Source organism: Mesorhizobium sp. B2-3-15 (assembly GCF_006442875.1).
GTDB lineage: Bacteria > Pseudomonadota > Alphaproteobacteria > Rhizobiales > Rhizobiaceae > Mesorhizobium > Mesorhizobium australicum.
Genome location: NZ_VFVO01000005.1, coordinates 161,806 through 174,490, shown reverse-complemented (window position 1 = coordinate 174,490; position 12,685 = coordinate 161,806). Strand labels below are relative to the sequence as shown.

Genomic DNA, 12,685 nt, shown 5'->3' with positions numbered 1-12,685 from the left:
CTAGATCCCCAAATCCTTGAACAACTCATCGGCCGAGGCAAGGCGCTTGCCCTTGCCTTTTTCCAACTCGGCCATGGCCTTTCTGGTGGTCGCGTTGGGTACTTTCACTGGAAAGGGAAATTCCTTATCGGCGGCGACGCGCACCAGAAGCAGGCGAATGGCATCGGAAACCGACAACCCCATGGCGGCCAAAGCCTCCGTTGCCCGATCTTTCGTCGCGCTGTCGATGCGAGCGCGGACCACTGAATCCGTTGCCATATCGTGGCTCCTTCATGCTGAGCCACAATGTAGCTACGGTGCGCAACTCTTGCAAGCAGGTTGCTGCGACCATTCGGCAGCAAGCCTACCTCAGCGCCGCCGCGATGTTGCCACCGTCGACCGTCGTCACATCGGCGGTCGTCCGGTCGGCCAGGGCATGGTGCAGGAAGGCCTGCGCCACGTCCTGCGCGGTCACTTCCTGGCCGAGCAGATTGCCGGACATGTATTCCTTCTCCGACACGCCGCGTGCGCCCGAGCGGCTGGCGATCATGGCGTCGGTCAAAAGCCCGGAGCGGATGCGGTCGGCGTTGACGGCGTTGGAACGGATGCCATGGGCGCCGTAGTCGAGCGCGTATTGCCTTGACAGGAACAGCGTCGCCGCTTTCGGCACGCCATAGGCGCCGAATTTCGGACCCGGATTGACCGCCTGCTTGGAGGTGTTGAACAACAGCGCCCCACCTGTACCTTGTTCCAGCATGATGCGCACGGCGTTCTGCGCCGCCGACTGGTGAGCGAAGAAATTGAGCTCGAAGCTCTTGCGCAGCAGCGTATCGTCGAGCTCGCCGATGCGGCCTTCCCAGGCAGCGCCCGCATTGGACACCAATATGTCGATGCCGCCGAAGACGGCGACCGCCTTGTCGAAGGCGGCACGCATCTGGTCCGGGTCGGTGATGTCGGCGCCGACGCCAATCGAATTGTTGCCGGCTTTCCTGGCGGCATCGGCGGCCTTTTCGGCGTCGAGATCGACGACGACGGCATGAGCGCCATTGTCGGCGAACAGTTTTGCGGTCGCCGCACCAATCGCACCGGCACCGCCGGTGATCAGCACCACTTGGCCGGTCAGCGGCTTCGGCTTGTTGGAGGCGAGCTTGGCCTGTTCCAGCGACCAGTATTCGAGCGGGAACAGGTCGGCCTTGGATAGCGGGTGGAAACGCCCGACGGCCTCGGCGCCGCGCACGGCCTCGATCCACATCTCGCCAACGTCCGAGGCGATCCTGGCATCCTTCAGCGTGCGGCCATGGCCGAACATGCCGAGCCCCGGCACCAGCGTCAGCCGGGGCATCGGATCGAGCATGGTGCGCTTGACGTCGTCGAGCGCGTCATTGGTCTCGAAATAGGCGCGGTAATCCTTGGCGAAAGCGTCGACGTGGTTCCGGATTACGGCCTTGTAGTCGCCGATCTTGTCGGCATCGGGCGCTGGCACGGCCAACGGTCCGGTCTTGATCCGGATCGACAGATCCGGCGTCGACACGCCACGTCCGGCATAGTCGGCGATCTCTGCGGAATTGATGAAATCGACAATCGCGTCCGAGGTGCGGAAGTCAGAGATCATGCGGTCGAAGCGGCCTTCGCCGCGTGGCGCCGCTACAGCGCCGCGCAGCATGGGCGCGATCGCCGCCGGTGACGCTAGCCTTGCCGGCAGCGCTATCTTCGCAGTCTTCGGTTTGGCATGCTCGGCCACATAATCCTCGGCGACGTTCACATAGTGGATCATCCGGTCATAGGCCTGCCTGGCATCGTCGCCGAAAGTGAAGATGCCGTGCTTGTCGAGGATCAGGCCTTCTACCGTCGGGTCGGCGTCGAAGACATCGGCCGCCGCCTTGGCGAGATCGAAGCCCGGCATGATGTAGGGCACATAGCCCATTTTTGCTCCGAACACCTTTGCCACCAGCGGCTTGCTGTCTTCCTGGTCGACGATGGCCAGGATGGCGGTCGAGTGGGTGTGGTCGACGAACTTGTGCGGCAGGAAGGCATGCAGCAGGGTCTCGACCGAAGGGTTGGGCGAGGCGGGGTCGATCAGGTTGGCCCGCTGCAACGCGACCATGTCCTCGTCGGAAAGCCTGTCCAGCTTGCGCGCCTTGAGCAGGGCGCCCATCTTGACCGCCGGCAGGCCCTGCGGCTCGATGACGGCCATGTCCCAGCCGCTGCCCTTGACGCACAGCACGTCCCATTCGTCGCCGACGAGATCGGTTGCCTTGATCTTGCAGGAGGTGTTGCCGCCGCCATGCAGGACCAGTTGCGGCACTCCGCCCAGAAGCCGCGTCGTGTAGACACGCAACGCCAGATCGCGGCCGACGCCCTTCTTCGCATAGTCGGCAACGAGTTGTTCGGCCACGTCGTCGTTCCACAGATTCTTCATGTTCGCTTCGTCCAGTTGCTGTCTTTGATGGTGAACAGGAATGCCGCGACGCCTTGATGACAAATGCGTCGGCAAAGGATTGGTTTTCAGGACGCCTTTTCTGCTGACGTTCCGGCATGATCGAGCAGCCGCTGCGCCATATGCGCGCCGACCACTAGATGCGTGCAGAGGCCGCCGGCGATCGCGGCGAGCAGCGGCTCGAACTTGCTGTCTTCCTGCACGACCATCAGCCGCTTACCGATGACGCGCAGTGAAGCAAGCCCCGCCGAGATGACCCGCCGGTTGTAGCTGCAGTCGAGCAACTCGCCACGGGCATCGATGATCTGCCCGGCAATGACACCCGCGGCACCTTCCCTGCGCAGCGCCGCCATCTCGGCTGCCGTCAGCGCGCCGCACTTCACCAGATGGCTGTCGGCATCGACCGCGCCGATGGAGTAGAGCGCAAGATCGCAGTCGCTGATCCCGGCAAGCTGGTCGCGGATCACAGGTTCGGCGCGCAGGCCTTGCGCCAGTTCCTCGGTCGACAGCACCAGGGGCGCGTAGAAATTGAGGCCCTTGGCATTGAGCCGGCGCGCGATTTCCATAGTGCATTGATCGGGCCGGTAGGAATAGGGTGCGCCGAGATTGCCGCAGAGCTGCACCACGGTGACGTCCTGCAGGTCGGCATAGGACATGATGTCGGCGATGGTGTAGATGGTGCGGCCCCAGGCGACGCCGATGCGGTCGCCTTTCCCGACGAGTTCCAGGAAAACGCTTGCCGCCAGCACCGCGATATCGGTCGAGGGGTCGGCGAGATACGCGTTCTCAGGCGCGATCCAGACGGCGTCGAGCTTCAGGGCGTCTTCCAGCCTACGCGCCATGACGTCGTCCGTGAAGAGCTGCGTCGAGGTCGAGATGTTGACGATGCCTGTCTCGCGCGCCTTGCGCAGATACATAGCGACGGAGGCGCGCGAAATGTTGAGTTGATTGGCCACTTCGTCCTGGCGAAGCCCATGGGCATAGTAAAGCCAGGCCGCCTTGTGGATGAGCTGTTCTGCCGGTCGGATCGCCATGCCGCCTCCTTGGCTGACATTAGTCACGGCTCTCGACAAAAGTCAAATTTGGAATAGACGGGAAGAGATCTCCTGCCGGCGCGGCACAATCGAAATCCCCATTCTAGCAAGTCGGTGCAGGATAGCATTCTCAGCCCTTCAGGGGGATAGCGTGACGACGAGCGTAAGGTTAGAAAGCTCGAAAAGACTTTGGGGAGAATGGGATGGCCAATCCCTACGAACAGGATCTCGACAGGAACGCGGCCAATCACCAGCCGCTGACGCCGCTCACCTATCTGGAGCGCGCTGCAAGAACCTATCCCGACCATGTCGCCGTCATCCATGGCAGCCAGCGCATCAGCTACCGCGATTTCTGGCGCCGTTCGTTGAAGCTCGCCTCGGCCCTGCACAAGCATGGCATCGGCAAGGGCGACACGGTGACGGTCATGCTGTCGAACACGCCGCCGATGCTGGAAGCGCATTTCGGCGTGCCGATGACCAAGGCGGTGCTGCACTCGCTCAACACGCGTCTCGACGCCGCCGTCATCGCCTTCCAGCTCGACCATGCCGAGACCAAGGTGCTGATCGTCGATCGCGAGTTTTCCGGCGTGGTGCGGGAAGCGCTCGGTCTGGCCGTGGTCAAACCGCTGGTCATCGACTACGACGATCCCGAATACGCCACCGACGCGCCCTATCCGAAAGGCGAGAGGGTCGGCACGGTGGACTATGAAGCCTTTGTCGCCAATGGCGACGAGGCGTTCGCCTGGTCGATGCCGGACGACGAATGGGACGCCATCTCGCTCAATTATACTTCGGGCACGACAGGCAATCCCAAGGGCGTCGTCTACCATCACCGAGGTGCTGCGCTGATGGCCTACACCAACACCATCCATGCCGGCATGGCCAAGCACGCGGTCTATCTCTGGACCTTGCCGATGTTCCACTGCAATGGCTGGTGTTTTCCCTGGACGCTCGCCGTCCAGGCCGGCACGCATGTCTGCCTGCGCTGGGTGCGGCCGAAGCCCATTTATGACGCTATCGCCGATCATGGCGTCACCCATCTGTGCGGGGCGCCGGTGGTCATGTCGGTGCTGATCAACGCCAAGGACGAGGACAAGCGCGCGTTTGCGCAAAACGTCACCTTCAACACGGCGGCCGCCCCGCCGCCCGAAGCCGTGCTGTCGGGCATGGCCGATGCCGGCTTTGCCGTCACCCATCTCTACGGCCTGACAGAGACCTATGGTCCCGCTGTCGTCAACGAATGGCATAATGGCTGGGACGCACTCGACAAAGGGGCGAGGGCGGGCAAGAAGGCACGGCAGGGCGTGCGCTATGCCGCACTCGAAGGCCTGACGGTAATGGACCCCGAGACCATGGCCGAGACGCCCGCCGACGGCGAGACCATCGGCGAGGTGATGTTTCGTGGCAACATCGTCATGAAGGGCTACCTGAAGAACCGCAGGGCGACTGACGAGGCTTTCGGCGGCGGCTGGTTCCACTCTGGCGATCTCGGCGTCATGCACCCGGATGGCTATATCCAGCTCAAGGACCGCTCCAAGGACATCATCATCTCCGGTGGCGAGAACATTTCCTCGATCGAGGTCGAGGAAGCGCTCTACAAGCATCCCGCCGTCGCCTCCTGCGGCGTCGTGGCGCGCCATGACGACAAATGGGGCGAGGTGCCTGTCGCCTATGTGGAACTGAAGCCGGGCAAGGAGGCGAGCGAGGCCGAGATCATCGAGCACTGCCGGACGCTGCTCGCCCGCTTCAAAGTGCCGAAAGCGGTGATCTTTGCCGAGATACCGAAGACCTCGACCGGCAAGATCCAGAAGTTCCGGCTGCGGGAAATGGCCAAGGTCGCCTGAAGCCCCGGGGATTTTCGAGAGAATATTTTCAATGGTCCGCATCCTGAGGCCGCCTTGTGACGTCTACTGGATGTCACCAATTGTCACCTATCGTACGCGTACACCGAATCCGCGTTGACACCTCGCTCATTTAGATTTACGAGTGATGAAAATCGAAATTCGTCACTCGTTATTTGACAGAGAGCTATGTCCGAAGCCGCCAACATCGTCGCCGACGTCGCCCGACAGGAAAATGTAACGCGCATACTCGATTGCGCCGAGCGCCTGTTCCGGCACTATGGCTACGGCAAGACCAATGTCGCCGACATCGCCCGCGAACTCGGCATGTCACCGGCCAACATCTATCGTTTCTTTGCCTCCAAGGTCGAGATCCACCAGGCCGTATGTGGCCGGATGCTCGGCGCCAGCTACAAGATGGCTTACGAGATCATGCACCTGCCGATCAGCGCCGAGGAGCGGCTGCGTCGTTATGTGCATGCACAATACAAGCTGACGATGGAGGTCATGCTCGACGACCAGAAGGTTCACGAGATGGTCATCGTCGCGCTCGAGCGGGACTGGGGCGTGATCGACAAGCATGTCGACAGCATTCACGATCTCTTCGCCGAGGTGATCGGCGAGGGCATCGAGGCTGGCGAGTTCAGGAAGCAGGACCCGGTGACCGCATCGCGTTGCTTCGGTGCCGCCACCGTCATCCTGTGCCATCCGCAGATGGTGGCGCAGTGCCTCGCCAAGACCAATCGGGCAATGCCCGACGACCTCATCGATTACGCCATCAGAGCCTTGAAATAGCCGTCGCCAGCCGGTGCCGGTGTCGACAGTCCGTCTCCAGTCGGGAGTACCGAAATGTTTTTGCCCAGTTCCATCCTTCGCAAGCTCCCAGCTGCCGGCCTGATCGTCGCATCGCTTGGGCTTGCCGGCTGCTCGCAGGAAAAAGCCGAGGTGAAGGACATCATCCGTCCGGTCAAGGTCGTCGAGATCGCCCAGGCGCATGACACCCGCACGCTGTCCTATTCCGGATCGGTGCGCGCCCGCACCGAGAGCACGCTGGGTTTCCGGGTCAATGGCAAGATCACCGAGCGTCTCGTCGACATCGGCCAGCACGTGGCGCCTGGCGACGTGCTCGCCCGCATCGATCCCTCCGACTATGACCTGTCGGTCAAGAGCGCGCAGGCGGCACTCGATGCCTCTGAACGGCAGGTCGAGACGGTCGAACTCGCCCGTAAGCGCGCCGAACAGCTTTTCGCCAAGAACTTCGCGCCGAAATCGCAGCTCGAACAGGCGACACTGACCTATGACCAGGCAATCGCCACGCGCGACTCCGCCCGCTCTACGCTTGCCCAGGCCAGGAACCAGGTCGGCTATACCGACCTCAAGGCCGACAGGGACGGCATCGTCACGGCGGTAAACGCCGATGTCGGCCAGGTGGTCGGCTCGGGCACGCCCGTGGTCACCGTCGCGGTCGACGGTGAAAAGGAAGTGCTGATCGCGGTTCCGGAAATGGAGATCGCCGAGTTCAAGCCGGGCAAGGACGTCAAGGCGGGCTTCTGGTCGGACGATGGGCTGAAGCTTGACGGCAAGGTCCGTGAGGTCGCCGGCAGCGCCGATCCGCAGTCGCGCACCTTTGCCGTCCGCGTCAGCCTGCCCAACGACCCGCGCGTGCTGCTCGGCATGACCGCCAATATCGAGGCGTCGGCGGCCAACGAAAAGCAGCTCGTGTCCATCCCGCTCAGTGCACTCGCCGAGAAAGACAGCCAGTCGATCGTCTGGACGGTCGATCGTGGCGCCGACACCGTGCATGCCCGTTCGGTCAAGGTCGCCGAGTTCGCCCCCGACGGCGTGCGTGTCGCGGAGGGATTGAAACCGGGCGACGTCGTGGTCGCCGCCGGTACGCAGTTCATGACCGAGAACCTGAAGGTGAAACTCCCCGGCGGCACCGCACAGCAGTCCGCCTCGGCCGAGGGCGACGAAGCCAGCCAGTTGCGCTGACGACAGACAGGTCGGCCGCGCGTTCCCGCGGCCGCAGGTTTCCGGGCGGCGTGCCCGAAGGTCGAGACGTCAAGGCCGATGTACCCCCGCATCGACCCTCGCGTCCCACCGCGATGAGTGTCTCTCCGCTTGAAGAGCAACGCCGCCCGGAAGCCAGTATCGAACGCAGATGATTTCGTTCCGCGCGCGCTTCCTCGAAGCCCCTTTTTCGAAGCACCAAGCGCCGGCAACCAAGCAAAGTGGACCACTTCCGATGACGACCCCCACTGAAGAAAAGCGTCCCTTCAACCTGTCCCGTTGGGCCATCGGCCATCCCTCCATTGCGCGCTTCCTGTTCGGGCTGATCATCATAGCCGGCGCGCTCGGCTTGATGCGCATGGGCCAGAAGGAGGATCCCGACTTCACCTTCCGCGTCATGGTCGTGCAGGCGATCTGGCCGGGCTCCTCAATCCAGGAGATGGAGGACCAGGTCGTCAACAAGATCGAGCGCAAATTGCAGGAGACGCCGCATCTCGATTTCGTGCGTTCCTTCACCCACGCCGGCAGCGCCATCATTACCGTCCAGATCAAGGGCGACACCACCGCCGCCGAAGTGACGGATGCTTTCTATCAGGTGCGCAAGAAAGTCGGCGATATCCAGGGCGACCTGCCGCAAGGCCTGCTCGGCCCGTATTTCAACGACGAGTTCGGCGACACGTTTATCACCCTGCATTCGATCAGCGGCGACGGCTTCTCCTTTCCCGAATTGAAGAAGTTCGCCATCCAGGCGCGCGATATGCTTTTGACGACGCCCGGCGTCGAAAAGGCCGTCATCATCGGCGACCAGCCGGAAAAGCTCTATATCGATGTCTCGTCCAAGGCGCTGGCCGAACGCGGCCTGACGCTGACCGACCTGCAGAACGCGATCAAGGGCCAGAACAACGTCGACCCCGCGGGTTCCGTCGACACCGGCGTCAATTCGGTGCGCATCTCGGTCGAAGGCGACGTCGCCAAGGCGGCCGACATCCGCGAACTGCGCCTGCGCGCCGGCGGCCAGGTTACCCGGCTGGGCGACATCGCCACCGTCACTTCGGGCCTGGAGGACCCCTTCCAGCGCAAATACCGCTTCAATGGCCACGACAGCGTGCAGCTTGGCGTGGTCATGGCCAAGGGTTTTAAAGTCACCGATGTCGGCAAGGATGTCGAGGCGACCTACAAGCGCTTCGAGGAGGCGCTGCCCTATGGCGTTTCGGTCGACCAGATTTCCGACCAGCCGGGCGTCGTCACGGATGCCGTCAGCGAATTCATGCATGCGCTTGGCGAAGCGCTGCTGATCGTGCTCGTCGTCTCGTTCCTGTCGATCGGCTGGCGCTCGGGGCTGGTCATCGCCATCGCCATACCGCTGGTGCTCGCCGCCACCTTCGCCATCATGTACGAGATCGGCATCGACCTGCAGCGCATTTCGCTGGGCGCGCTGATCATCGCGCTCGGCCTGCTTGTCGATGATGCCATGATCGTCGTCGAGATGATGGAGCGCAAGCTCGAAGAGGGGCTGGTCAAGATCGAGGCGGCGAGCTTCGCCTATTCCTCGACCGCCTTCCCGATGTTGACCGGCACACTGATCACCACCGCCGGCTTCATACCGGTCGGGTTCGCTGCTTCGACGGCTGGCGAATATGTGCGCACCTTGTTCTATGTCGTGGGCATCGCGCTGATCGTGTCGTGGTTCGTGGCGGTCTATTTCACGCCCTGGCTCGGCTATATGATCCTCAAGCAGCGCAAGCATGCCGGCAGCCATCACGACGCCTTCGACACAGGCTTCTATCGTCGGCTGCGTGCCACGGTCAGCTGGGCCGTGCGCCATCGCATCATCGTTTTGGTGATGACGCTGGCGACTTTCGGCACCAGCCTTTGGGCGTTCCAGTTCATCCCGCAGAATTTCTTCCCGCAATCGTCGCGGCCCGAAATTCTCGTCGACCTCTGGCTGCCGGAAGGCACCAGCATCAAGGAGGTCGAGGCGCAGGCCAAGGCCCTGGAAGCCAAGATGATGGACGACAAGGACAAGCGTTTCATCGCCACTTATATCGGCGAGGGCGCCCCGCGCTTCTTCCTGCCGCTCGACCAGCAACTGCGCAACCCGAACTTCGCCCAGATGCTGGTCATGGCCAATGACGAGCCGGCGCGCGAGCGGCTGATCGTCAAGCTGCGTACGGTTCTGGCCGAAGACTTCCCCTCGATCCGCGCCAAGGTCGACCGCCTGTTCCTCGGACCGCCGACCGGCTGGCCCGTGCAGATGCGCGTCATGGGTCCGGACCGCCAGGAGGTGCGCCGCATCGCCGACCAGGTGAAGGCGAAGTTCCGGGAGGATCCCCTGCTCGGCGCCGTCCATGACGACTGGCTGGAGCCCGTTCCGGCGATGAAGCTGGTCATCGATCAGGATCGCGCCCGTGCGCTCGGCGTCACCTCGCAGCGCATCCGCCAGATGCTGCAGGCGACGATGTCCGGCGCGCCGCTCGACGATTTCCGCGACGGCGAGGAGACGGTGTCGATCGTCGCCCGCGAGCCGGATGCCAGCCGCAGCCTGCTGTCGTCGGTGGACTCGGTCTATATACCGACCGATTTCGGCGGCTTCGTGCCGCTGTCGCAGGTGGCCAAGGTGGTGCCTGTGCTGGAGCAAGGCATCGAGTGGCGCCGCGACCGCCTGCCGACGATCAGCGTGCGCGCCACCTTGCCAGACGGCGTGCAGTCCAACGACGTCGTCACCAAGATGTACAAGGACATGCAGGGCCTGCGTGACGGTCTGGCGCCCGGCTACAAGATCGAGATCCAGGGCGGTGCGGAGGATTCGGCCGAAAGCCAGGCTTCGATCGCCGCCAAGGCGCCGATCATGCTGGCCATCATCGTCGTGCTCCTGATGATCCAGCTGCAGAACTTCGGCAAGGCGATGCTGGTGCTGGCCACCGGCCCGCTCGGCATCATCGGCGCGGCCGCGGCTCTGCTGATCAGCGGTGCACCGTTCGGCTTCGTCGCCATCCTCGGTGTCATCGCCCTGCTCGGCATCATCATGCGCAACTCGATCATCCTGGTCGACCAGATCGACCAGGACATTGCCAAGGGCATGGACCGTTCCGAAGCGATCGTCGGCTCGGCCGTGCGCCGCTTCAGGCCGATCGTGCTGACGGCGATGACGGCGGTGCTGGCACTGATCCCGATCTCGCGCGGCGTGTTCTGGGGACCGCTCGCCTATGCCATGATGGGCGGCATTCTGGTCGCCACCGTGCTCACCATCCTGGTGCTGCCCGCGGGCTATGCGCTCTTCTTCGGCCGCGAGCCGAAGAAGGCGAAGACCGACCAGCAGGCGCCGGAGCCAGGGGAGATCGAAGGCATCGAACGGCCGCAACTGCCGTTGGCGGCGGAATAAAAAACCGGCCGGTCGATTTGCGACCGGCCGGTTTTCCTTGATGCAATGGTTTAGGCCGCAGTCAGACCATCAGATGACGAACACCCAATTCGCGATGAGCATGACCGCCACGCCGGCGACCAGCGTCAGATAGGGCAGCATGCCCGCCTTCTTGACCGAAAGGTCGGCTCCCGCCATGCCGAGATCGGCCAGCATGTGGTCGGGGAATTTGCCCTTGTCCTGGATGTAGTGGCGGAAGCAGAACACCGGGATGATCAGCGCCGCCGTGATCAGTCCGGCCCACAGCGCCATCGGGTTCCACACCTTGGCTCCTGCGCCCATGAAGATCGCGTTGACGTAGGCGAAGATCGCCCCGATCCCCAAGAGCCAGCTCGGTGCTTTCCACGGCCGTGCGATATGGCCGTTGTCGATGCGGTGGATCCAGCCGGCATTGAGGTTGAGGAAATTGAAGATGATGTAGCCGCAGTTCGACACGGCGAGGATGAAGAAGAAGCTCGTCGCGTCGGCCGAGGCGATCGCCAGCACGACCAGATTGAAGCAGAGATCGGTCCACATGGCCCGCGTCGGCGCGCCGTGCTCGTTGACGTGGCTGAGATAACGGGGCAGCCAGCCGTCGACCGAGCCCTGGTAGAGCGTGCGCGACGAGCCGGCCATCGCCGTCATGATGCACAGCACCAGCGCCAGGATCATCAGCATCACCAGGAGGCTGTGGATAAGCCTGCCGCCGCCGACCATGCCGGCCAGCGCATCGGCCACGCCGGAGCCGTCGACGATCGGTGTTGCCAGCATGCCGTTCAAGCCCAGCACGCCCTGGAAGGTGAAGGGCACCAGGATGAACAAAAGCATGCAGAGCAGGCCGGAATAGAAGATGGCCTTGAACGTATCGGTACCTGGGTTCTTGAACTCCGACGTGTAGCAGACGGCGGTTTCGAACCCGTAGGTCGACCATGCGGCGATGAACATGCCGCCGAGCGCCAATGTCCAGCCGGCGATGTTCCAGGAGCCGGGCTCAGGTGCATAGGCGGCGGCGAGCGGCACCAGAGGCGAAAAGTTCGACCAGTCGATCTGGCCGGTGAAGATCGGCACCACGCCGACGATCAGCATCGGGATAATGACCAGCAGTCCGATATATTTCTGCACGCTGGCAGTGCCCAGGATGCCGCGATGCTGGATCGAGAAGATGATCAGCATCAGCACCGCGCCGATGAAGAAGGTGGCATTGAGCGTGAAGGACACCGGGCCTAGCGTGTGGCTCCACAGCGTCCAGTTGCGGATCGCCGGCGTCGCGGCGGCGGTCACCGCGGTGATGGCGTCGGCAGGCGCCGTTCCGGCGTGCGCGGCGATGTAGGCGACGACATCGGGCGAGGCCTCGGTGAACAGCGGCACCGGCGCCAGTGCATTGAGGATATAGGCGGCGGCGATCGAGCAGCCGAGCGACAGCACCGGCGACCAGGCGAACCAGTTGCACCACACCGACAGCGGCGCGATGAACTTGGAGTAGCGCAGCCAGGCCGTGGCGCCGTAGATCGAGGCACCGCCGGACTTGTTCGGGAACAGGCCGGCGATCTCGGCATAGGTGAAGGATTGCAGGAAGCCCATGATCATGGACACCGTCCAGATCAGGAACGCCAGCTTTCCCGTCGTGCCGGCAATGCCGCCGATCGAGAACAGGACCAGCGCCGGAACGCCACTCGCCACCCAGAAGGCGCCGCGCCAGTCGATATGCCTGAGCAGCTTGCTTTCGGCAGGCTGGTCCAGGACCGTACTTATTGTGCTCATGTGGATGAGTTCCCCTTTTTCGATGTTCCCCGCCAGTGATGCCTCGGCTACGCGAAACTTACTCCCCGGCAAATGATCGTTCCGGCCGCAGTGTTTCCACTCAGTCGTATTTTTTTCTTAGGAGTGAAGATTGATCCGGCGCGCCGTCACGTCAAGCGATTTGTGAAACCATGCACATCACGCTTGCGCGCGCGAACATCAAAGCGTCCGGCGGTGCGGCCGG

At 63.1% G+C, this 12,685-nt stretch carries 8 protein-coding genes; 4 read left to right on the top strand and 4 right to left on the bottom strand.

The features are described 5' to 3' along the window. The 3 genes from FJ954_RS12485 to FJ954_RS12475 all read right to left on the bottom strand — a co-directional run bounded on the left by FJ954_RS12485 (window position 1) and on the right by FJ954_RS12475 (window position 3,450). Window positions 1–258 carry a type II toxin-antitoxin system RelB/DinJ family antitoxin gene (locus FJ954_RS12485; RefSeq protein ID WP_140661483.1) on the bottom strand — a complete coding sequence of 86 codons (258 nt, stop codon included), beginning with the start codon at window positions 256–258 and terminating at the stop codon, window positions 1–3. A gap of 85 nt (window positions 259–343) precedes the next feature. After that, on the bottom strand, window positions 344–2,398 hold the full coding sequence (locus tag FJ954_RS12480; protein ID WP_140661482.1) for a bifunctional aldolase/short-chain dehydrogenase: 2,055 nt from the start codon (window positions 2,396–2,398) through the stop codon (window positions 344–346). A gap of 86 nt (window positions 2,399–2,484) precedes the next feature. Continuing rightward, complete coding sequence (locus FJ954_RS12475; RefSeq protein ID WP_140661481.1) at window positions 2,485–3,450, bottom strand: sugar-binding transcriptional regulator; 966 nt, start codon at window positions 3,448–3,450, stop codon at window positions 2,485–2,487. 203 nt (window positions 3,451–3,653) lie between these two features. On the opposite strand from FJ954_RS12475, the gene FJ954_RS12470 reads away from it, so the two are divergent. The 4 genes from FJ954_RS12470 (at window position 3,654) to FJ954_RS12455 (ending at window position 10,683) form a co-directional block, all read left to right on the top strand. Beyond that, entirely contained in the window at window positions 3,654–5,294 is a 1,641-nt protein-coding gene (locus FJ954_RS12470; protein WP_140661480.1) for an acyl-CoA synthetase, read from the top strand. 186 nt (window positions 5,295–5,480) lie between these two features. Next, a complete protein-coding gene (locus FJ954_RS12465) occupies window positions 5,481–6,086 on the top strand; it encodes a TetR family transcriptional regulator (RefSeq protein WP_015318925.1) in 606 nt (201 codons plus the stop codon). A gap of 54 nt (window positions 6,087–6,140) precedes the next feature. Next, on the top strand, window positions 6,141–7,283 hold the full coding sequence (locus tag FJ954_RS12460) for an efflux RND transporter periplasmic adaptor subunit (protein WP_140617379.1): 1,143 nt from the start codon (window positions 6,141–6,143) through the stop codon (window positions 7,281–7,283). Window positions 7,284–7,536: 253 nt separating this feature from the next. Then, window positions 7,537–10,683, top strand: a complete 3,147-nt coding sequence (locus tag FJ954_RS12455; protein ID WP_140661479.1) for an efflux RND transporter permease subunit — start codon at window positions 7,537–7,539, stop codon at window positions 10,681–10,683. Between the two features lie 69 nt (window positions 10,684–10,752). Here the strand turns inward: FJ954_RS12455 and FJ954_RS12450 are convergent, their stop codons facing one another. After that, window positions 10,753–12,462 carry an APC family permease gene (locus FJ954_RS12450; RefSeq protein ID WP_015318922.1) on the bottom strand — a complete coding sequence of 570 codons (1,710 nt, stop codon included), beginning with the start codon at window positions 12,460–12,462 and terminating at the stop codon, window positions 10,753–10,755. Between the last annotated feature and the right edge of the window lie 223 nt (window positions 12,463–12,685).